This is a genomic window from Marinobacter sp. 2_MG-2023, from assembly GCF_030546935.1.
GTDB lineage: Bacteria > Pseudomonadota > Gammaproteobacteria > Pseudomonadales > Oleiphilaceae > Marinobacter.
The window spans coordinates 622,250-644,148 of record NZ_JAUOPH010000001.1 but is presented as its reverse complement, the minus strand read 5'-3'; the positions used below and the strand labels follow the sequence as shown (position 1 = coordinate 644,148).

At 54.2% G+C, this 21,899-nt stretch carries 18 protein-coding genes; 12 read left to right on the top strand and 6 right to left on the bottom strand.

All coding sequences use genetic code 11. The features are described 5' to 3' along the window. Nucleotides 1-13 precede the first annotated feature (13 nt). The 3 genes from tsaB (at nt 14) to Q4501_RS02825 (ending at nt 2,012) form a co-directional block, all read left to right on the top strand. Nucleotides 14-712 (top strand): tRNA (adenosine(37)-N6)-threonylcarbamoyltransferase complex dimerization subunit type 1 TsaB, encoded by a 699-nt coding sequence (gene tsaB / locus Q4501_RS02835; protein ID WP_303593990.1) that lies wholly within the window; start codon nt 14-16, stop codon nt 710-712. A gap of 77 nt (nt 713-789) precedes the next feature. Then, entirely contained in the window at nt 790-1,149 is a 360-nt protein-coding gene (locus Q4501_RS02830; protein ID WP_303593988.1) for a UDP pyrophosphate phosphatase, read from the top strand. Further along, nucleotides 1,149-2,012: a class I SAM-dependent methyltransferase gene (locus Q4501_RS02825; protein WP_303593986.1), complete on the top strand. Its 864-nt coding sequence runs from the start codon at nt 1,149-1,151 to the stop codon at nt 2,010-2,012. Before Q4501_RS02830 ends, Q4501_RS02825 begins: the two co-directional genes overlap by 1 nt. Nucleotides 2,013-2,042: 30 nt before the next feature. On the opposite strand, the gene plsB is transcribed toward Q4501_RS02825, so the two are convergent. Beyond that, the gene (plsB, locus tag Q4501_RS02820) at nt 2,043-4,511 is read right to left on the bottom strand and encodes a glycerol-3-phosphate 1-O-acyltransferase PlsB (protein WP_303593984.1); all 2,469 of its coding nucleotides are present in this window, start codon (nt 4,509-4,511) and stop codon (nt 2,043-2,045) included. 139 nt (nt 4,512-4,650) lie between these two features. On the opposite strand from plsB, the gene nudC reads away from it, so the two are divergent. Continuing rightward, the gene (nudC, locus tag Q4501_RS02815; RefSeq protein ID WP_303593983.1) at nt 4,651-5,478 is read left to right on the top strand and encodes an NAD(+) diphosphatase; all 828 of its coding nucleotides are present in this window, start codon (nt 4,651-4,653) and stop codon (nt 5,476-5,478) included. Beyond that, the gene (murI, locus tag Q4501_RS02810) at nt 5,475-6,308 is read left to right on the top strand and encodes a glutamate racemase (RefSeq protein ID WP_303593982.1); all 834 of its coding nucleotides are present in this window, start codon (nt 5,475-5,477) and stop codon (nt 6,306-6,308) included. The genes nudC and murI overlap by 4 nt, the downstream gene beginning before the upstream one ends. Here the strand turns inward: murI and Q4501_RS02805 are convergent. The 4 genes from Q4501_RS02805 to Q4501_RS02790 all read right to left on the bottom strand — a co-directional run bounded on the left by Q4501_RS02805 (nt 6,303) and on the right by Q4501_RS02790 (nt 12,436). Beyond that, nucleotides 6,303-7,310: a DUF2156 domain-containing protein gene (locus Q4501_RS02805; protein ID WP_303593981.1), complete on the bottom strand. Its 1,008-nt coding sequence runs from the start codon at nt 7,308-7,310 to the stop codon at nt 6,303-6,305. The genes murI and Q4501_RS02805 overlap by 6 nt on opposite strands. A gap of 40 nt (nt 7,311-7,350) precedes the next feature. Then, nucleotides 7,351-8,004 carry a class I SAM-dependent methyltransferase gene (locus tag Q4501_RS02800; protein WP_303593979.1) on the bottom strand — a complete coding sequence of 218 codons (654 nt, stop codon included), beginning with the start codon at nt 8,002-8,004 and terminating at the stop codon, nt 7,351-7,353. A gap of 248 nt (nt 8,005-8,252) precedes the next feature. Then, nucleotides 8,253-10,430, bottom strand: a complete 2,178-nt coding sequence (locus Q4501_RS02795; protein WP_303593977.1) for an EAL domain-containing protein — start codon at nt 10,428-10,430, stop codon at nt 8,253-8,255. 23 nt (nt 10,431-10,453) lie between these two features. Further along, the gene (locus tag Q4501_RS02790; protein WP_303593975.1) at nt 10,454-12,436 is read right to left on the bottom strand and encodes an HDOD domain-containing protein; all 1,983 of its coding nucleotides are present in this window, start codon (nt 12,434-12,436) and stop codon (nt 10,454-10,456) included. Between the two features lie 205 nt (nt 12,437-12,641). Between Q4501_RS02790 and Q4501_RS02785 the strand changes: the two genes are divergently transcribed. The 4 genes from Q4501_RS02785 to Q4501_RS02770 all read left to right on the top strand — a co-directional run bounded on the left by Q4501_RS02785 (nt 12,642) and on the right by Q4501_RS02770 (nt 18,485). Next, complete coding sequence (locus Q4501_RS02785; RefSeq protein ID WP_303593974.1) at nt 12,642-13,955, top strand: AAA family ATPase; 1,314 nt, start codon at nt 12,642-12,644, stop codon at nt 13,953-13,955. A 168-nt stretch (nt 13,956-14,123) separates the two neighbouring features. Then, nucleotides 14,124-15,674: a fatty acyl-CoA reductase gene (locus tag Q4501_RS02780; RefSeq protein ID WP_303593972.1), complete on the top strand. Its 1,551-nt coding sequence runs from the start codon at nt 14,124-14,126 to the stop codon at nt 15,672-15,674. Nucleotides 15,675-15,829: 155 nt separating this feature from the next. Then, entirely contained in the window at nt 15,830-17,779 is a 1,950-nt protein-coding gene (gene acs / locus Q4501_RS02775) for an acetate--CoA ligase (protein WP_303593970.1), read from the top strand. A gap of 40 nt (nt 17,780-17,819) precedes the next feature. Beyond that, nucleotides 17,820-18,485: a response regulator transcription factor gene (locus Q4501_RS02770; protein WP_303593968.1), complete on the top strand. Its 666-nt coding sequence runs from the start codon at nt 17,820-17,822 to the stop codon at nt 18,483-18,485. Between the two features lie 79 nt (nt 18,486-18,564). Here the strand turns inward: Q4501_RS02770 and Q4501_RS02765 are convergent, their stop codons facing one another. Further along, entirely contained in the window at nt 18,565-19,548 is a 984-nt protein-coding gene (locus tag Q4501_RS02765; RefSeq protein WP_303593967.1) for a D-2-hydroxyacid dehydrogenase, read from the bottom strand. A gap of 268 nt (nt 19,549-19,816) precedes the next feature. Here Q4501_RS02765 and Q4501_RS02760 point away from each other — a divergent pair, with 268 nt between their 5' ends. From Q4501_RS02760 to Q4501_RS02750, 3 genes are read left to right on the top strand one after another with little or no spacing between them, the layout of a single operon-like run. Further along, nucleotides 19,817-21,043 carry a pyridoxal phosphate-dependent aminotransferase gene (locus tag Q4501_RS02760; protein ID WP_303593966.1) on the top strand — a complete coding sequence of 409 codons (1,227 nt, stop codon included), beginning with the start codon at nt 19,817-19,819 and terminating at the stop codon, nt 21,041-21,043. Between the two features lie 9 nt (nt 21,044-21,052). Further along, complete coding sequence (locus tag Q4501_RS02755) at nt 21,053-21,244, top strand: CPXCG motif-containing cysteine-rich protein (protein ID WP_303593964.1); 192 nt, start codon at nt 21,053-21,055, stop codon at nt 21,242-21,244. Nucleotides 21,245-21,296: 52 nt separating this feature from the next. Then, nucleotides 21,297-21,869 (top strand): DUF1439 domain-containing protein, encoded by a 573-nt coding sequence (locus Q4501_RS02750; protein ID WP_303594352.1) that lies wholly within the window; start codon nt 21,297-21,299, stop codon nt 21,867-21,869. The last annotated feature ends 30 nt before the right edge of the window (nt 21,870-21,899 follow it).

Sequence of the window (21,899 nt, the reverse complement as noted above, 5' to 3'; positions counted from 1 at the left end):
GCAGCGCCCGCTTGTGAAAATTTTGGCACTGGATACCTCCTCAGAGGGCTGCTCGGCAGCCCTTTTTGTTGATGGTGAGGTTTTCGAGAAGTTTGAGATCGCTCCCAGGGGCCACACCCGCCTGTTGATGCCGATGGTTCGCGGATTACTGGCGGAGCAAGCGCTGAAACCTGCAGAACTTGATGCGTTGGCGTTTGCCTGTGGACCGGGCTCCTTTACCGGAGTTCGTATTGCCACGGGTGTGATCCAGGGGCTGGCCTGGGGGCTTGATCTCCCCGTGGTGCCTGTCTCTTCACTGGAAGCGGTTGCGCTGGGTGCTATTGAAGCCATGCAGGTAGGTGAGGGCGAGGGGGTTGCTGTTGCGTTTGATGCCCGCATGAGCGAGCTCTATTGGGGGTGTTTCCGCAACCACTCGGGCTTGCCGGAGCTGCTGGGCGACGAGCGTGTTTGTTCGCCGTCCAGGGTTTCCCTGGAAGCTGGCGTTGCAAACTGGGTTGGCGCAAGCCAGGGTTGGGCATATCGTGACGGTATGCCAGCCGACGTGTCAGAACGAATCAATTCCGTAGATGAAGCTCTTATTCCCCGGGCGAGCTGGGTTGCACGCTTGGCCTATGCGAAGTTTAATCAAGGCTTGGCTGTGCGGGCAGAGCAGGCTCAACCAGTCTACATCCGCGATGAAGTCACCTGGAAGAAACTGCCGGGCCGCGAGTAAGTCTTTTAATCGGTGCAGACTTCTTTCATACTTCTATAACGAGTCATTATTTTCCCTGAGCGAGCGGTACCCTGACCATGATTGGTGGTATTAATCCAGGCAGTACACTTTCCTATCAGTCGGGCACCAATAGCCCTGTGCGTGAACGCACTGATGTTGCCCGCGCTCCTGCCTCTGCTCCTGAGAAAGCAGCCGAAACAGCCCGCCGAGATCTTGCAGACAGCACGAATGTGCCAGCATCTGAACGAAACGTCGGTGATAACCCTGAGCGTCGTGTAGAAGCTCGCAGGGCATCTGAGGATGTGCGCCTGGAACGCTTCCGGGCGGATGAGGTGCCGCTCCCCGCGGCCCGGGCACTATCTACGTTCGCAAGTGTTGCAGCAGCAGGACAGGAATCTGGCGGCACAGCGCTCGCCGGAATTGATATTCTGGTCTGATGTCTCGCGCCAAAGCTTCGAATGCCTCCTCCACTGATGAAACCATTCCACTGGCGATAGCGAGAAGTCCCCTGGGTGACGATCGCCAGGCACTGGCGCTCAGTACTGATCTTTCATTACCCTATCTGGGCGTTGCCAGCCCTAAAGATATCCGGAATGTGAGTGCATTGTTGTTTCTGGATGAACATGGTTTGTGTTTGCAGGTGGCTGGCAAAAACGCGCCTGGCCCGGTAAGGGCAGAGTTTGTCACCGGTAAGATGGGTTACCGCCGGGAACATGGTGGTGGCTCCGGCCAGCTTGTAGCCCGTGCGGTCGGATTGCAGAAAACAAAAGCCGACCTGCATGTCCTGGATGCGACAGCAGGTCTGGGCCAGGATGCGTTTGTGCTTGCCAGCCTGAGGTGCAGGGTGAGTCTTTTCGAGCGGAACCCGGTGATTCATGCGCTGTTGGCAGACGGGTTGGCGCGGGCATCGTTGAATGTGGATTGTGCTCCGATCATCGCGCGGATGACGCTTCATTCCGGTAGTAGTATTGATTGGCTGCGCAATGCTGCAGTGGACGGTGGTGATGACGAGAGCTCCAATCAAGGTACCCTTGCTGACGTGATCTATCTCGACCCCATGTTTCCTCACAGGGAAAAGTCGGCGCTTGTGAAGAAAGAAATGCAGGTGTTTCGAACGGTTGTAGGGGATGATGACGATTCAGAAGCACTGCTGGAGGCTGCCTTGGCTGCAGCAAGGTACAGGGTTGTGGTGAAGCGCCCGCGCAAGGCTCCCGCAATCGGCGGGGCCGAGCCAGGTACCCGGATAGAAGGCAAGAGCAGCCGCTACGATATCTACCCCATCCGCGCCTTGCCGCGCTAGGCGTATGATTGCCGGTCTTTCGTGTACGCCTCAAACGCCCAGCATGGTCACTTGCTGAATCGCCTGGCGCTTCTCAACACTCAGTACCAGCCTCGCATCATCTGCCACTTCATCCAGCCCATCACCATAACAAAGCAGCCCGTTATCATCGGTGGTAATAACACCATCCTTCTGCATGTTGGCGATAAAATTCCGGAATAGGGTTTTGTCGAAAAACTCAGGCGCATTAAGCCCGAACAGTATGGACATGCGCTCGGCCAGCAGTGTGCTCTGTTCTTCAAGTTCGGCCGCGGTGATCTTGCCGGAGCCGTACTTGCGCAGTATGCCCAGAGCGATGTGGTAACGCTCTACGGTCTGGATGATGAATCGTGAGAGCACCTTCAGACGAAGCATGGCTTCGGTGCCTTCTTCCGGGTGGGCGATTCGTTCGTTGTCCTGAGCTACCAGCAGGCCCTGTTGTACCAGCACATCAATCCACTGGTTGATTACCGCTTCCGCTTCGTCGGGTTGATATTTCAGGAACAGTTCTGATTGCACGTAGGGGTAGGCGACGCTTGCCAGGTTTACAATCTTGTCCCTGGCCAGCGAACTCTTGTTTTCAAACAGGCTGGCCACCAGAGAAGGCAATGCAAAGAGGTGCTGGATGTTGTTTCGGTAGTAAGTCATCAGAATGGCATTGCTACCTTCCAGCCCGATAATGTCTCCCAGTTTCTGGGGTTGGCGCGAGACCAGCCCCATGGACTCGCAGTAGGCTACCCAGTCTTTGCCACTACCTTCCGGGAGGGTTACCGTTTCGGCGTAAGGGAAGGCTTTCAGAAGCGCCGCATACTGATCCGCGAGGCGGATTAGCTGGCCCTCATCCATCGCCAGCCTTTCGGCGCCAAGAAGCACGGTTGCGATCATGCCAATGGGGTTGACGGAAACCGCCGCGTTGATATTGGAGGCGACTCGAAGAGACAGTTCTGTAACCGCTTTGGTAAGCCAGGCAGGGCGGTATTCGGAATCGTAGGCCTCATCCCGCCAACTGACGTGAACGTCATCCAGGACATCAGAGAGGTGTATGGCTTCACCAAAGTTGACCGCAACCTGGCCAAAGGAGTTACCGAGTTTTCGAGCAGTTTTGGCGAGGCCGAACACGCTCTCTTTCTGTTTTTTCTTACCGCGGAGTTCCCCTAGGTAAGAACGACCCTCCATGACTTTCTCATACCCGATGTACACAGGAACAAAAACGATTGGCTTGCGATGGTCGCGCAAAAAGCTGCGCACGGTCATGGAAAGCATGCCGGGGCGAGGCTGCAACATCCGGCCAGTACGACTCCGGCCGCCCTCTACGAAATACTCAATGGAATAGCCGCGTGTGAGCATGACATGCATATACTCATTGAATACCGTTGAGTACAGGGGGTTGTCGCGGAAGCTTCGGCGCATGAAAAAGGCCCCGCCCCGGCGCAGAATCGGCCCGACAACCGGCATGTTGAGGTTGATTCCAGCGGCGATATGTGGCGGCATCAGGCCGTTTTTGTACAGCACATAAGATAGAAGAAGGTAGTCGATGTGGGAGCGGTGGCACGGCACATAGACAACGGCGTTGTTCTGGGCGGTTTCGGTCACTACGCGAATATTATTGACCGAGACGCCGTTATAGAGGCGGTTCCATAGCCAGGCAAGAAGTACCTCGAACACGCGGATGGTAACGACCGACATATTGGCGGCTATTTCATCGGCGTATTTGAACGCCCGGGCACGAACCTTTGCCGGAGCAATGTCCTCGGCAACTGCCGTTTCCCGAATAGCCTCTTTCACCGCCTGGGTTCTTAGCAAGCCTTCTACCAGTGTTCTGCGGTGAGAAAGGTCGGGGCCAAGAACGGCTTGCCGAACCTTGCGGAAATGGGTGCGTAGAATACGTGCAAGTTTGCGGTTGGCGCGCTCTTCGCTGTGACGGTACTCATTGATAACCTGCTCAAGCGACAACGGCTTATTGAATTGCACATAGGTATTGCGGCCGTGCACCAGAATAACAAGAAACTTCTGCAGTCGGCCGGCGACAGACCAGGTGTCGGAAAGCAACAGCTTCACCAACGACTTTTCTTTATCCGGGGAGCGGCCCCAGAACAGGGATACCGGAATAATCTGAACATCCTGTTCAGGGTTCTCCAGGCCGTAACGAACCAAGGCCTGGAATTCGGTGGTCGGTGTAGGTGTCTGGCGCCTGCGAAACAGGCCTCCCACGCGGCGATAGAGGAAAAAAAACGAATGTGACGGGCCGTTTTTTACCGGTAGCGACGTGGTAGCGCCCGGCAGCTTGGCCCGAATCACTTCCTGTTCCAGCACCAGCCGGTTGGAAAGTGAGCTGTACTGCAGCACGTAACAAACTGGTTTTTCGGGCGATAGCCCCAAAGCATCGACGCTGTTCCCGCTGACATCTGTCCGGACCCATAAAAATAGTATTTTCCGGAAAAAGGTCAGAATCAGGCTTCGAATACCCTGGTAAAGACGCATAAAATGTCGCTCCGATGAAAAACAGGCGCCAAGTTTACTTGGTTGCGAACGGGCCGGAAAGCCACTGCTGCATTCTTGGTGGCTATGGCTGTGTGATACATTCCTGTTTTGCTTGTTTATCACGAAGGTGCAATTGCAGATGGCGACATCAACGATTCAGTGGAGCCCGGGCTGGACCACGCAGGGGCCCGAGCAGGGCGATCTTGTGCTGGCGCTGTCGGGGTCTGGTGTTTTCAAGCCCAAGGGTGACTGGTTGCAGCCTCTGGAGAGCCTTCCTGCCAATCCCCGAAATGCTGGTTTTATCTCGCTGGGAAACGTTGACGGCCGGCCGGTTTTCGTGACTGAGGTGCCGGAGCCCCTGATTGCCGGCCATGACATTGTTCCTTTGCGTGATGCCTTGCTGATGATCAGTGATGTACCAGCGGCCATGCTCAGTACCGGCTTTCAGGTGTGGCAGTGGTTTCAGGATCATCAGTATTGTGGGCGTTGCGGCAGCAGAACAGGCTTTCATCCGCGAGAGCGGGCAAGGTGGTGCAGTAGCTGTAATATCCCCTGGTACCCGCGCCTTGCGCCTTGCGTGATCGTGGTAATTCGCAATAAGGATCGCTATCTTCTGGCGAAATCCTCCCGGGGCAAGCGCAATTTCTATAGCCTGATTGCGGGTTTTGTGGAGCCGGGTGAAAGCCTGGAAGGTGCGGTTGTTCGTGAGGTTAAAGAGGAAACCGGCCTGGATGTAACCAATATTCAATATCAGGCATCCCAGCCCTGGCCGTTTCCACACCAGTTGATGGCAGGATTCTTTGCCGACTACGCAGGTGGTGAACTGATTCTTCAGGAAGATGAGTTGGCAGATGCTGGTTGGTTTTTACCCGGAAGCAGACCGCCGATTCCTCCGGATACCACCATTTCCGGGCGGCTGATACGCGATATGGAACGAGTGATCGCCGGGGGAGGCGTGGAGCGTTGAGTGAACGTGAACTTCCCCGCATTCTGGTTTTCGACTCCGGCGTCGGCGGATTGAGCGTTGCGGCCCGTGTGCATGAGCAACTTCCCACCGCATCGATTGTGTATCTGGCCGACAATGCTGCGTTCCCTTACGGAGCATTGTCGGAATCTGTCGTGGTTGAACGCTGTTGCAGGCTGATTTCAAAAGCGCTTGAGCAGTACCCTTGCGATGCCATTGTCGTTGCCTGTAATACGGCCAGTACCGTTGCATTGCCGAACTTGCGAGCCATAACAGACGTGCCTGTGGTTGGGGTGGTACCGGCAGTGAAACCAGCGGCAACGCAAACAAAGAATCGGCGCATTGGCATTCTGGCCACTCCTGCAACAGTGCGCCGACCTTACCTTGATGAATTGATCAGGGAATTTGCGCCCGACTGCCAGGTAGAGCGAGTGGGCCACCCTGGGCTCGTTCAGTGGGCAGAGGATCTGGCGCGGGGTGTGCCTGTGCCTCAGTGCAATCTTGATGGTGCGGTCAGGAAATTGCGCGATGCCGGTGTCGACACTGTTGTTCTGGGATGTACCCATTATCCGCTTTTGCTAACAAGCCTTAAGCAGAGTCTGCCGGAGGTAAAATTCTGGGTGGATTCAGGAGATGCGATTGCCCGCCGCGTTGTGTGGCTGCTGGCGCAAGCCGGTAAGCCTATAGAAGCGCGTGAGCCAAGCAGGGTGCTGGGTACGCCCGTGGCTGAAGCTCTCTTCACAGGTAAGGCCCCGGCGGGGATTGCCAGCTACATGGCAGGCCTGGGCCTGCAGCCAAAGCTGGTTACCGGGAACTGGCCAGAAACATTATAGTAACTGTGTCAGTTTGAACATGGCCAGAAACTCCAGTGCCGGTATTCTCCGTTTATGGCAGCAGTAGGTTTTGAAGTTGTCGCCCCGGAATCTTGACTTGGTAAACTCCAGGCCCTTGAAGTTGTAAATGAAGCTCCCCCTGTTGTAGAGGCCATGTAAGGTTTGTTTCAGAAGCCGGCTTTCCTGATACTCCGTCGTGGCATCAAGGGATAACGGAATGAGCCCAAGGTCGAGATACGGGATGCCCTCCGCCTTGAATGCTGCCATGGCATGCGCCATCAGGGTATAAAAGATGCCCTGCTTGAAGTCTGCGTTGGCGCGGGAAATGTTTGGCACGTAACTGATGATTTCGTTATTGCGATATATCGGGTCAAAGTAGATAAAGCCGACAGCCTTGCCATTCTGATAGGCGTAGAAATGGCGCTCATTCTCCCTGTAATCCATTTCCATTGGACGAATCAGAAAGCGGATCTCATTGCTTTTGCATTTCCGCGTTCGGATCCAGGCTTCCGAGATTTCGCGCGTGTGATCGTCGCTGAAACGTTCCTGAACAGTTATTCCGTTTTTTTCGGCCTGGTTCAACGCTGTACGCAGGATCTGTTTTTTCTTGCCTCTGAGGGACCACTTGCCCAGGTCAATTCGTGATTCGCTGCCAAACTGTGTGCCATACAATCCGAAACGCGCATGCAAATAGTCCACAACAGGCTTGGAAACCTGAACGTAGGCGGCATTGTGAAAGCGCTCCTGGAAGCGTTCAAGAAGCTCTCCAAAATTCTCCGGTGCACATACCGGGTCAGAAAGAACAATGGTGGCGCCCCACTTGCGCATATAGGCGAGGTAGCCTTTGCCTGGCACATCGAAATACTGCATGCCTGGCTGCAGAGTAGAGAAGGACTGGGAGTGTGCGCCGAACCTCTTCAGGTAGCCCACTCTCTCGCTAAAAGTAAATGCAGTGCTTTCAAGTCCTGTGGTCCGGCCAAGTGCAAGGGTCTGGTCTGACATAGTGATTCTCCCCGATTGTTATTATCTGTCAGGCTGTCTCTTACGCTTGCTTGCGGCCGAGAATCGACCAGTAGCAGTCCATGTTCATCAGTTTGAAGTGCTTTTTCTCTGTGACCTCAAGGCCCAGGCGCCGCATGTGTTCCGGGTAGTTGTAGATTTTGTGAAAGGCATTGTTGGCGAATAGCCAGAAGGTGAAAACGGCCATGTACCAGTAGAGTTTTTTAAATGTTCGAGAGAACACATTGCCGGTTGGGTAGCAAAAATCACCCACAACAACACGGGCGTCTGCCTTGCCTAGCTTAATCAGATGCTCCAGGACACGCACCATCATGTTTTCGTCAAATACGTTCAGGAAAAAATTGGCAACGACCATGTCGTACCGGCCAAACTCATCCACGTTCATTATGTCGCTGTGAATGCGACGAATAGTCAATTGAGGGGCTTCGCTTTCCTGGGCCTCTCCGAACTTCCGCAACATGGTTTCCGACAGGTCAACAACGGTAACATCGGCGCCCAGCTCAGCTGCGCGCAGGGCATCACGACCATGGCCAACGCCGGCAAACAGGATGCGGTCTCCGGGCTTTACCGTTTCTACGTCCAACATGGCAGTTTTACATCGGTGGATGTTCTTGCCGCTGTAGAGATTGCTGAGGAAATCGTATACGGGACCGATATAACGGTATTTGTCGCGCATGATGACTGCTGCCTGTTTTTGTTAGCTGGGATATTGCCACCGTTATTGTCATTTTTTCCCGGCGGTAGGTGCGGGCGTTTCGATGGCCAATGCCTTGTTGATCCGAGCTTATGAAACGAGGTGGGGAAAATATGTGCAGCAATGCGCATTTCCGGATACACAAGTTAACGCAAAGCAATACTTTGCAGACAGGGTCAAGGTTTTAGATCGGATTGTAGGACAGGATTTTGTGGGGTGGAGTGTCGGAATCAGCCAGCTACGGGGGTGCGAATGCTTTTCTGGACCAGTAATTTGTCAATATCTGTTGCGGGTTGTGCCGGCCCATAAAAGAAGCCCTGAACCTGATGGCAGCCAAGGGTCCTCAGGTACTGAAGTTGTTTATCCGTCTCCACGCCTTCGGCGACAATTTCCAGTTTGAGTCCGTGAGCCATGGCAATAATAGCGTTAACAATACAGGCATCATCCGCACCGCCACGGATGGCTTTGACGAAAGACTGGTCTACCTTCAGGGTGTGGATAGGAAGCCTGTGTATATAGTTGAGTGATGAATAGCCAGTGCCGAAATCATCGATTGCAATACGCACGCCTATGTTTGCAAGCTCCCGGAGTTTTTGGCTGATCTGTTCCAGGTCATTCATGATCACGTTTTCCGTGATTTCGATTTCCAGGTTGCCAGGTGGGAAACGGCTAGCTTCCACCCTTTCCATAAGCGTCTCCACAAACCGGGGGTGTTCTACCTCAATAGGAGAGAGGTTAACGGCCAGACGCAGATCCTTATGGCCGGAGCGAATCCATTGGCCGACATCACGACAGGCTTGATCCAGAACCTGCTCGCTCAGTTGACCGATCAGCTTGGTTTCTTCTGCCAAGCCAAGAAAATCCCTGGGGTAGAGTAAACCGCGCTCAGGGTGTTGCCAGCGTACCAGCGCCTCGAGCCCCATAATCCGGTTGGTGCTTGCGCAAACCTGAGGCTGGTAATATACCCGGAGTTCATCTCTCTCAAGCGCCAGGCGCAGGTCTCTCTCCAGGTGCAGACGGTTGGTGCTGTCGATGCTCATACTCTCGGAGAAAAAGCGATAGCTGTCTTTGCCCCGGGCTTTGACATGGTACATAGCGATATCAGCGTTCTGGATCAGCTGATCCATGCTGTCACCTGCCTCCGGGTAGATAGCAATACCAATGCTGACGCCTACGAACACTTCATGTTCACCCAAAAGGAAGGGTGCTTTGAGCGTTTTGATCAGCTTCTTCGCGATCTGGCTTGCATCCTCGTGGCCATGAACGGATGGCAACAGCAAAGTGAACTCATCACCACCGAAGCGCGACAAGGTGTCGCCCTTGCGTATGCAGCTTTCAAGCCGCTGGGTTACCGCTTGCAGAAGCCTGTCGCCCATGGCGTGGCCGAGGGTGTCATTAATGATTTTAAAGCGGTCGAGATCGAGAAACATCACAGCCAGTTGCTGGCCTCCGCGGCGAGCATGGGTGATGGCCAGCTCAAGACGGTCTTTGAACAGAGCGCGGTTTGGCAGGCGTGTGAGCAGGTCGTGATAAGCCTGGAAGTTAATAAAGGCCTCAGCTTCCTTGCGTTCGGTGACGTCCCGGGCGGTTCCGTAATAGCAGGCTCTTTGGCCACTGCCACTGCCCCCGGTATTGTGGTCATGTGTCCAGTTTTGTGGATCGATGGGGAAGGCGGTTATTTCAAAATGTCTCGTCGCCCGCCGGCTGCCACGGGTTTTAAGGCGGATCTCCAAGGTGCGGGGGTTATCTGCACTGATATCCGGAGCATTGAGCGCATTGGTACCTTTGGCAAAGTCACGGTCGTCCAGAATGTTCCGGAAATGCTGGCCACACAGCTCAGTCGGCTTGTACCCCAGCAGGATTTCAATTTTGCTGTTGATAAAACAAAAGCGGCCGCCTGCATCGAGCATGAAGACGATATCGGGTGAGCTGTTTACAATGTAACGGTGCAGGGCTTCAGATTTCTCGAGTCGCACCTGAATGTCTTCGTGAGCTTTAAGCAGAGATTGTTTGCCGACGACGCCTTTTACTGTAGCGATCAGCTCTTCAGGATCAAAGGGCTTGCGGACGTAATCCAGAGCACCGCGCCGCAGCGCGCGGCTGACAGCGGTGAATGAGCTTTCTCCACTGATCACGATACTGCCGCATTCAGGTTGTTGGTTCGCAAGGTGGGCCATCACGGCAAAACCGTCGACCTCTGGCATGCGTAAGTCCAGCAGCACCAGGTCAAAGCGCAGGGTATCTATCAATTCACAGGCGTGCCTTCCTCCGTGGGCCTCGGTTACATCGTAACCGCAACTTCGGAGCAGCGAAGCCAGCGCGTCCACCAAGCGTGGCTCGTCATCAACCACCAGAATGCGAGCGGTCGTCACCCGTGAGAAAGGCCTGTTGGACTGTTCAGGTGCCATCTTTGTGTATCCGTTTTTCTACGTCACTCAGATTTGCTTGTTTCCTGGCTGGCCGCCGGCAGCAAAATCCGGAAGGTGGTGCCTTCCTGCCCCGTATGGCAAGCAATAATGCCCTCCATGTCATCAACAAGCTGTTTTACAATACTTAAGCCCAAGCCACTGTGGCCTGCTCCTTTCGTCGTTTTCCCCGGCGTAAACAGGGCATCCCGGACTTCTTGGGGAATGCCAGGGCCGGTATCTGAAATTTCCATTTCCACCCAGTTACGGCGGCCTTGCCATATCGGTGCGGATGTTTTCAGCGAAACGACCCCACCGGCATCGCGCAGGCTCTCCACGGCATTTCTGATCAGGTTGATCAGAATCTGGCGGATGGCTGGCGGACCGGCAATGACACGCGTCGAAGTACTACACATTAGCACGTTAAAGTGCAGCTTGCTGTCACCGAAGAGGCTGTGATCAAGCACACGGGCAAGGCTTCGCAGTTCCGCATTGAGATCCGACGTATCCTCGCCTGTGTCACCGGTGTTTCCGTTGTTCATCTGTAGCAACAGGTTAGCTGCACGATCCAGCTCGTCCCGCACAATGTCCAGATCTTCACGGGCGCTGGGGTCATCAAGCCGATTGCGCAGCTGATGCAGGTATTGTCGTATTATGGTCAGCGGATTGCTGATCTCATGTACCTGTTCTCGCAGCTTTTCGATGGCGATTTCATGGTTTATCCCTTTGCTTTCCTTTTCGGCCTCATAAGCTGAAGTCTTTTCCTGAAGCACGGCGGACAATTGGCGGATAAACAGATCTATGAGGTCCGTGGTTGAGTCGGATGTTCTGCCGTCAGTACCCAATACAAACACGCCAGGGCACTTGTCGCCTGTGACTATAGGAATGGCTGTCAGAGATTGTGTTCGCAGCAACGATAAAAGCTGACGATCAAGTACTGTTGGCGCCTTATCCTTGAGGCTGACAGGTATTCGCGAGGTGAAAGCTTCTGTGATTACGCTACCGCCTGCCTGTGCGGACACGACAAGGTTCGGGTGCGGCCCGGTGGTACCGGAAAGAAGTTCAAGGCTGTCATCGTTGCTCGCGAAATATAATGCAGGCAACCCGGTAATCAAAGTCAGGCTGTTTACCGTTTCGGCCAGAATGGCGCCACTCTTGCCGGTAAGATCTGCGAAGCCGAGGGCTTGTTGTGCGATGGCGTGCCGCAATACAGTTTGTCGGAGTTGTTTTGATGCCGGCTCTGCGTCGTAGCTGTTGATCAGTGGTATACCCAAAGAATCGGCCATCGCAGACACATCATGGCTGATGCGCCGGTTGATCTCGTGGGTCAGCTCTTCACTGAGCCCGAACATGGTGCCCGCGGCCGCAATACCTGCCGAATCTGAGAGCGCCAGGCGGGTGGAGAGTGCGATGACTTTGACCAGATGCCCGGCATCCAGCAACTCTGAGGGCAGCGCTTGTTGATAGCGCATAGCGTCGGCTGCCAGAGGTCCCAGCCCCCAGGAGGTAACCAATTCCGCGGCGATATCGGGTTGCCGGTTCGTATACTGCTGCCCGGTTTCCGTATCTGGTGATTTTACGTCAATCAGTTCCCCGACATTATGAAGCATGCCCAGCATGAAGGCTTCGTCGGCTTCCGGGTACCGGGTGAGGGTTGCCAGGGCTCGTGCAGTCAGTGCAGTTGTCAGGGCGTGCCGCCAGAAATCCCGCAACTGCTGCCAGGCACCGCCACCCAGCTCAAACAGAATCTGGCGCAGAGCAGCGGTGAGTATCAGTGTTTTGAAACGTCTGGTTCCAAGGCGCATTAGCGCCTGGTCTATTGACCGGATCCCGGGTGTTGGGCCATAGAGTGCAGAGTTAGCCAGTGCCAGAATTCGAACCACGAGAGCGGTATCCGAGGCTATTACTTCGCTGATCTCGCGGTAGTTTCCATCCTTGTTGCAAATTTCGAGCGCACGTAGCGTGACCTCCGGAAGGCTAGGGAGCTGAAGGTCGGATATTGCATTCATAAGGTTGCCAGACGCACGCCGGGGTCAGTTTCTGAAATTCTGTTCATTTTCACTTCCAGTGAATGAGCTTAGACAAAAAAGCACGGATTGAAAACTATCGCTGTGCTTTTTTTGAACAGCATATTCATTATAACGCGATATGTGTACAATTTTTACAGACTAGAGCTCCTTTTGTTGTTGTTTCAAGGATGTAAAATCGCCCGTCATGAATGCTCAGGAAGCTCCCAAGCCAAACACAGACTACCCCAGGACCATCGCCGTGACCGGTGGTAAGGGTGGAGTTGGAAAAACATCGGTAGCTCTTAATCTGGCACTTACCCTGGCTCGAAATCATAAGCGGGTGCTGTTGCTGGACGGTGACACCGATCTTGCCAACGTCAGTATTATGCTGGGGCTCTATCCGGAACGGACGCTTGCCAATGTGGTAGCCGGTGAGTGCAGGCTTGAGGATATAATGCTGGAAGCCGATTACGGGCTGCATATTGTGCCAGGCGCTTCTGGTGTCCAGGAATGTATGGATATGGAGCCGGAAGAGAGCTTTCGTATTTTGCGAGCTCTATCAAAGCTTGAAAGCCGTTACGATTACGTCATAACGGACACAGCTGCCGGCCTTCAACCTACGTCTATGCACATGATTGCAGCGGCTCAGCTGGCGTGTGTTGTCGTTACCCCGGACCCGGCCTCGCTCACGGATGCGTTTTCCCTGATCAAAGTACTGAGGCGTCGCGGCTACCGGCGAATGCCAAGCGTGCTGATTAACATGGCGCAGGGCGCCAGCCAGGCCCGCTCGGTGTTCCAGCGTCTCGATTCGGCAGCCCGGAGACATCTGCAATGCTCTCTCCATTACATGGGGGGCATCTGGCGCGATGAGACCCTGCGCCAGTCGGTGCTGAACCAGAGGCCGGTCGCACTGCTGCCGCCCGCCGACCCTTCGTGCCGTCAGTTCATCACACTGGCAGACATGCTTGATGTGCGCTTGTCTCAATTGCCTGCAAGAAAAGCCGGTATTGCAGCCTACTGGCATTCCGTTTCGAAACGGCAGTCGGTGCAAAAGAAAAAGGCGGTTGAGCCTGTTTCAGCACCGGCCAGCCCCCGCGAACGCAGCCTGCAGGCTGTGAGTGAGCTGGAAACCCTGCTCGCACCGACACCGGAGAACGCTTTGCTCCGCTACGATGTGTTCACGCGATTGTTCGCTCTTTTAGGCAAGGCGCCCGACAGCGATACTGTTGAAATTATTCAGGCGGGGCTTGGGGCGATTGACTGGCAACCTCTTTCTCCTGAGCAGCGCGAGCACATGGCAAACCATTTGAGGCACCTTGCCGAGGATGTCTGCATATCGCCGGATACTGGATTAAACGAGCAGGAGCCGACGCACCCTGTGCTTCCCGAGCCCTCATACGACAGCATCAGTTTTGGTGATCAGGACAAGCTTGTCAGGGCTTTGAAAGAACAACCCTCTGATATTTCCTTGAATAACTTTCTGCGGTCCTTAGCCGGCAAGAGAAATATTGACGGCTGAGACTTTCCGGTTAAATACTGTAAGCAAGACATGCCGGTTAATTCGTCATTTCTTATGCCGTCTTTGTCGCGTAGCGTGCTCATAGTAACCATGGAGTCTGTCACGGCACTGTCAAAGGGATTGTGTAAGGATCAAGTGCTGCAGGGATCCGGAAAAGGAGTTTTCAGAATGGGAAAGTCGCAAAATCAGTCGGGAGTCTCGTCTTCAAAAGTGCTCGAACAGCTTCGTGGCAAGCATGTCCTGATTACGGGCACCACGGGCTTTCTAGGCAAGGTCGTGCTGGAAAAGCTGATTCGTGCAGTACCGGACATTGGCGGCGTGCATCTTTTGATAAGAGGCAACGTGCGGCATCCTGACGCTCGAAGTCGATTTCTTGAAGAAATTGCAACCTCCTCTGTTTTTGATCGCTTGCGCCAGGAGAAGGGCGAGTCCTTCGACGTCTTTCTGAAAGAGCGACTGCATTGTGTCACGGGAGAAGTAACGCAGCCTGATTTTGGTCTGGAACCAGAGGCCTTGCGAGAGCTGTCTGGCAGTATTGACGCCGTTATTAACTCCGCTGCCAGTGTTAACTTTCGTGAAGAGCTGGATAAAGCTTTGTCCATCAACACGCAATGTCTGGAAAATATTGCAGAGTTGGCCCGTCAGAACCCGGCGCTTGCGGTTGTTCAGGTATCAACCTGCTACGTTAATGGCATGAACTCGGGACAGGTTACTGAGTCGGTGGCCAAGCCGCCCGCTGGCGAGGATATACCGCTTAACCCTGCTGGTTACTATGAGATCGACGAGCTGGTCCGGTTACTTGAGGACAGTATTGCGGATGTGCGCTCTCGCTATTCAGGTAAAATACTGGAGCGAAAGTTGGTGGATCTGGGTATCCGCGAGGCCAACCGCTACGGCTGGAGCGATACCTATACCTTTACCAAGTGGCTGGGTGAGCAATGGCTGATGAAGGCACTCGACGGCCGCGCCCTCACGATCGTGCGCCCATCGATTATTGAGAGTGCTCTTGAAGAGCCGGTGGCAGGCTGGATTGAGGGCGTAAAAGTTGCTGATGCCATTATTCTTGCCTACGCGAGAGAAAAGGTAACGGTATTCCCCGGTAAGCGCTCCGGTACTATTGATGTCATTCCCGTTGACCTTGTAGCGAACTCTATTGTCCTGGCAGTTGCAGAAGCTCTTGGTGAGCCTCCCCGTCGGCGCATCTATCAGTGTTGCAGTGGCAGCTCCAATCCGGTGACTCTGGGCGAGTTTATTGATCACCTGATGGCGGAGGCCAAAACCAATTTCGCTGCCTATGATAGGCTTTTCTATCGCCAGCCGATCAAGCCCTTTATTGCCGTGAACCGGACAATGTTCGATGCTCTGGCAAGCGGTGCTCGCCTTCCGCTTGGTGTGGCGCAGAGTGTTATGCGTCGGCTGGGTGTGCTGGCAAAGGAGCGTGATCTCAAAACATTGCGAAATCTTGATACTACCCGCTCATTGGCCACCATTTTTGGCTTCTATACTGCACCGGACTATATTTTCCACAATGATGACTTGTTGGCCCTGGCGTCGCGTATGGGGGAGGCAGACAAAGCTTTGTTCCCGGTGGATGCACGCCAGATCGACTGGGAGGTGTATCTGCGCAAGATCCATCTCGCAGGTCTGAATCGCTTCGCGCTCAAGCCCCGGCGGAAGGCTCGGTTGCGCTCCTCAAAGGCCCGAACGCAGGCGGCATGAGGATAAAGTTGGAGCTTGTTAGGACGTTCGTCTAATTCATTGTTTAGTGGCACACATGGTGAACTAGATGCATGTGTCCATAGGGCTGATGTGCCTTATCGCTTTGAATTAATGGTACCGACAAAAACAACAGACTCTGATCAAGGGGGAACACAATGACTGATAAGCATCTTTATCCGGTAAGCCCGGATGTGGCCGCACGGGCCTTGGTGAACCGGGAACAGTATGACGAAATGTATCGTCAATCTGTTGAGGAGCCAGATACTTTCTGGGGTGAGCATGGTAAGCGCCTTGACTGGATCAAACCCTATTCCAAGGTCAAGAACACGACTTTTGATTACAACAACCTTTCGATCAAGTGGTTTGAAGACGGCCAGCTGAATGCTTCAGCCAACTGCCTCGATCGTCATCTCGCCACACGCGGTGACCAGACTGCCATTATTTTCGAAGGCGATGACCCTGCCGACTCCCGTCACGTTACCTATAGCGAACTGCACGAAGAAACCAGCAAGTTTGCCAACGTTCTGAAAGGTCTGGGCGTGAAAAAAGGTGATGTAGTCACCATCTACATGCCGATGATTGTTGAAACCGCTGTCGCTATGTTGGCGTGTGCGCGGATTGGTGCAATCCACTCTGTAGTTTTCGGCGGCTTCTCGCCAGAGGCTCTGGGTGCCCGCGTTGCCAACGGCAAGTCCCGTTTTGTGATCACTTCTGACGAAGGTCTGCGCGGCGGCCGCAAGATTCCGCTGAAAAAGAATGTGGATGCGGCGCTCAAAAATGAAGACGACGCCCAGGTTGAGAAAGTCATCGTTGTTAGCCGTACCGGCAATAAAGACGTACCCTGGGTTGAAGGTCGCGATGCGCGTTATGAAGACCTGATGAAGTCTGCCTCTGCCGACTGTCCTCCAGAGCCGATGAACGCAGAAGATCCCCTGTTCATGCTTTATACGTCGGGTTCAACTGGTGCGCCCAAAGGTGTTTTGCATACGACTGGCGGTTACATGGTCTACGCCTCTATGACTCACCAGTATGTGTTCGATTACCACGACGGTGATGTTTACTGGTGTACTGCCGATTTTGGCTGGGTGACTGGTCACAGCTACATTCTGTATGGACCGTTATGTAATGGTGCGATCTCCGTACTGTTCGAGGGCGTGCCGAACTACCCGGACAGCTCTCGTATGGGGCAGATTGTCGATAAGCATCAAGTCAACATTCTGTACACCGCACCGACTGCAATCCGGGCTCTGATGGCTGAAGGTGAAGCCTGTATGGATGGCACTACCCGCAAGAGCCTGAAATTGCTTGGTTCTGTTGGTGAGCCGATCAATCCTGAGGCTTGGGAGTGGTACCATCGCGTTATCGGCAACAGCGAATGCCCCATCGTAGATACCTGGTGGCAGACAGAAACCGGCGGCATCCTGATTGCGCCCTTGCCGGGTGCGATCGACCTGAAGCCGGGCTCAGCGACAGTTCCGTTCTTCGGTGTCCAGCCAGCGCTTGTCGATAACGAGGGTAACCTGCTCGAAGGCAAGACTGATGGTAACCTCGTGATTCTGGACAGCTGGCCGGGCCAGATGCGCACGATTTATGGCGACCACGAACGTTTTGCCCAGACCTATTTCAGTGCCTATAAAGGCATGTACTTCACCGGCGACGGTGCTCGTCGCGATGAAGATGGTTACTACTGGATTACCGGTCGTGTTGATGACGTGCTCAACGTTTCCGGGCACCGCCTGGGTACCGCGGAGGTTGAAAGCGCTCTGGTGGCTCACGACAAGGTTGCCGAAGCCGCTGTTGTTGGCTTCCCTCACGACATCAAGGGCCAGGGCATCTATGTCTATGTAACCCTGATGCAGGGCGAAGAGCCTTCAGACGAGCTCAAGAAGGAACTGGTACAATGGGTGCGCAAGGAAATCGGCCCGATCGCGTCTCCGGATGTGATTCAGTGGGCGCCGGGCTTGCCAAAAACCCGGTCAGGCAAGATTATGCGCCGGATATTGCGTAAGATTGCTGCAAATGAGCACGACCAGCTGGGCGATACCTCGACACTTGCAGACCCGGGTGTGGTGGACGAGCTCATCGGAAGTCGCGAGTTCAAATAAGGTCTGAAAGCAGGCCATAAACCTGTGAGGAATCTGTTTAATGACACAAACAATTATCGTCGCTGATGATCACCCATTGTTTCGGGCTGCCCTGAAACAGGCGGTCAATCAAGCGGTGCCTGATGCTGAAACCGTAGAAGTAGAAAGCATCAAGGCGCTGCAGGCGTCGGTAGATTCGCACCCGGATGCAGATCTGGTTCTGCTCGATCTCAATATGCCAGGTGCCCATGGTTTTTCCGGGTTGGTGTTCATGCGTGGGCAGTATCCCGGATTACCGGTGGTGGTTGTGTCAGGTTCGGAGCAACTTCAGGTGATGCGACGCTCCATTGATTATGGGGCGTCCGGCTTTATTCCAAAGTCGGCGCCTTTGCCTACCATTACGGAGGCAATTCGCGCCGTGCTCGAAGGCGATGTCTGGTTGCCGGAAGGTGTAGCAGACAAGCTTGAGCGGATGCATACGGATACGACTGATTTCTCCGAGAAACTGGCATCCCTGACCCCGCAGCAGTTCCGGGTGCTGGGTATGTTGGCGGAAGGCCTGCTGAATAAGCAGATTGCTTACGATCTGGATGTGTCTGAGGCTACTATCAAGGCACATATTACGGCGGTATTCCGTAAGCTTGGGGTTCGTAACCGCACTCAGGCGGTTATCGCGATACAGCAGATGGAAATCGATCCCTCTGACCAGTCGTTGTCCGGAAGCTGAGCGTCAGTTTGTTGGTCTGAATAAAAAAACGGGAACCTGTTGGTTCCCGTTTTTTTATGTATTTGCAGCTCGGGTCGGATTATTTACTTCCTGCGTAACCCAGCTCCTTGTTGACCAGGTTGAACAAGTCTTCGCCTTTATGCCAACGGTCAAAGTTCTCGAGAAACTGATCGGTAAGGGCCCGCTTCCAGCCGATAAAATCTCCGGCCATGTGCGCCGTCATGGTCACATTCTCCATATCCCAGAGCGGGTGATCCTCGGGTAGTGGCTCTTCCTCGAACACATCCAGCCCCGCGCCGGCTATTTCGCCGCTTTTGAGCGCCGCAATCAGGTCGTCGGTCTTAACAATCGGCCCGCGCCCAATGTTGATCAAGCGGGCTGTGCTCTTCATGGATTTAAATGCTTTTTCGTCAAACAGCCCTTCCGTTTGTGGTGTAAGCGGTGCGGCGATAACCACGTAATCAGCATGGCCGAGCTGATCATAGAGATCGTCATTGCCATGAACGGCAACGAAGTCGGGGTCGTCTTTGCGGGCTGTTCTGGCAATTCCATGAGGTTTCAGGCCAGCAGCTGCAACAAGGCGCCCGATCTGACGGCCGATGGATCCTGCACCAACGACCAGAACCTGTTTGCCCTCGGCTCGTTCTGTATCCCGGTGCTTCCATTGGTGCTTCATTTGCAACCGGATGGAACCCGGGAAATCCTTGGCGAACATCAGAATGGTGCACAGCACATATTCTGCGATAGTCCGATCAAATATGCCCCTGGCGTTAGTGACAACCACGTTGCCTTCAGTCAGGGCAGGGAACATAAGAGCGTCCACCCCGGCACTGGTCGCGTGGATCCATCGCAGCTTGTCAGCACAACCCCAAGCGGCCTCGAGCGCCTCGGTGCGAAAATCCGTCACCATCATAATATCTGTGCCGGGCAGGGTGCTTCTCAGAGTTGCCTCGTCACTGGCGAAGCGTACTTCGGCTCGCGCCCTGAGTGAATCCATTCCCGGTGGCTCTTGCTCACCGGGCGCGGTGAGAACGGTTACCACAGGCTTGCTGCGCTGAGTCATTGAACCTCCGATTGGTCAGATGGCTGGTGGTCGTATGTGTGTTTTCCGAGGCTTGTCATACCCGCTGTCGAGCCCTCAGTACAGTCTGGTAGGCAGACGCCACCGGGTCAACCTTGGCCTGATCCTGCTGTATCCGGACAGCCCTTTATTGGCACGTATTTATACCTATCCAATGTTTGTCTGCTTTTGTCTTGTATGCCCTTGCCTTACTGGCTAACCTGCAATGGTAGTTTTTTATTTGCCCCCGTTCCCGTTGCAGGAGGTTTTTATGGCAGGCGCCGCCAACAGAGATACCGGCCAGGATACACCGCGGAAAGTGAAGTACCGGAAAACCAAGGCCAGTTGGAACCCTGCTATGCAGGCAGTTCCGGTGCCGGGAATCCGGCGTATGGTTAATATGGCGGCCAGTATGAAAGATGTCATTCATCTTTCCATTGGTCAGCCGGATCTGCCGACACCCAGGCATATTGTTGATGCTTACATCGAGGCCCTGAACGCAGGGCAAACCGGCTATACCATGGACGCCGGGCTGCCTGAGTTACTGGTAGCGCTGAGGGACTATTACAGCAAACGCTATAACCGCAAGCTGACCAGAGACAACATTCTGGTTACCAGCGGGGCCACTGAAGCTATGTACCTGGCAATTGCCGCTACAGCAGCACCAGGGCGACAGTTCATCGTGACGGATCCCTCCTTCTTGTTGTACGCACCTTTGATCCGTATGAACGGCGGCGAGGTGAAGTTCGTATCGACTCAGGCAGAGAATAATCATCAGCTTGATCCTGATGAGGTGATTCGTGCCATGGGGCCACGCACCTTTGCCCTGATCCTCAACAACCCGAATAACCCGACGGGTGCTGTATATCCCCGCACTACCGTGGAAACCATTCTGGAAGAGTGCGCATACCGGGGTATCCAGGTTTATGCCGACGAAGTGTATGACCACCTTATTTTTGATGACGATGATTTTGCCAGTGTCCTGAACTGCTCCATGGATCTGGATAACATCATGTGCATCAGCAGTTTTTCGAAAACCTACAGTATGGCGGGACTGCGTGTAGGTTGGGTGATTGCCAGCCAGGCTGCAATCAAATCCCTGCGACGCTTTCATATGTTTACGACTTCCGTTGCCAATACGCCTTCGCAGTTCGCGGGTGTGGCAGCACTGACAGGTGACCAGCAGTGTGTAAAAGACATGGTGGATATCTATCGGGAGCGCCGGGACAAAGTCGTGGACCTGATAGAGCAGACGCCTTACATGACCGGTTATAAGCCTGGTGGTGCCTTTTTCGCATTTCCCGCTTTGCCGCCCCATGTTGATGGTTCTGATCTGGCGCTGCGCATGCTCAAGGAAACCGGGGTGTGTATGGTACCGGGTGATGCCTTTGGCGAAGGCTCGACCAACGCGGTTCGTATCAGTTTCTCCACGACCTGTGAGAAGCTCGATGCGGCGTTTGATCGCATCATTCCGTGGATGGCTAAACAACAGTTCTGAGGAGTGCCTATGTCGGCTCTGGACTCTGTACTTATCCAATGCCCCTACTGCGGGGAGGCGCTGGAGATCAGTGTCGATCAGTCAGTGGCGGAGCAGGAATACGTGGAAGACTGTCAGGTGTGTTGTCAGCCCATTCTATTGAAGGTGGTTTTCGACGATAATCTCATCCCTCACGTAGATGCCCGGGCTGAAAACGAATAGCCAGTCCGGGTTTGCCGTCAGATAGTGGCGGCTTAACCAATGGAGAGTGATGATGAATAAACTGCACCTGAGTCGCCTTTGGGGCATGGTGTTTCTGGTGCTTGCTTTGTCCAGTGGCTGTGCCAGCATTTCACCTTATTCAATTTCGGAAGGAGAGCTGGAGAAGCATCTTCAGGATGTGGTTAGTGATTACGATCGCACGCAGCTTAAAAGTGGCTCTCCACTCAGCTTGAGTCTCGACAGTGCCGACATTACCCTGGGGCCGGACGGCCGGGATGTCGCGGTGGTGGATTTGAACGGGCAGGTTGCGTTGAACGCGTTTCTGGCCAAACTGCCGGTTGATATTGCCTTGAAGATTGAGGGCGCGCCGGTCTACGACAGCACGGAAAAGGCTATTTACATTCGGAGAATAAAACTGCTGGAAAGCAGTGTTGATGCGGGTTTCTTCAAAGGCGATCTGGCGCCGGTCACTGAGAGTGTGATGCGGGTTGTAGCCCAGATGCTTGAGACCATGCCTGTATACCGCCTGGATGACACCAATCTGGCTCAGCGGATGTTCGGCATGGTGCCTATGGATATCCGGGTGGCGCCGGGTCGTCTGGAATTCGTGATGGCTGACGAGTAAACGTTTATGAATGAGACAGAGCCAGAAAAC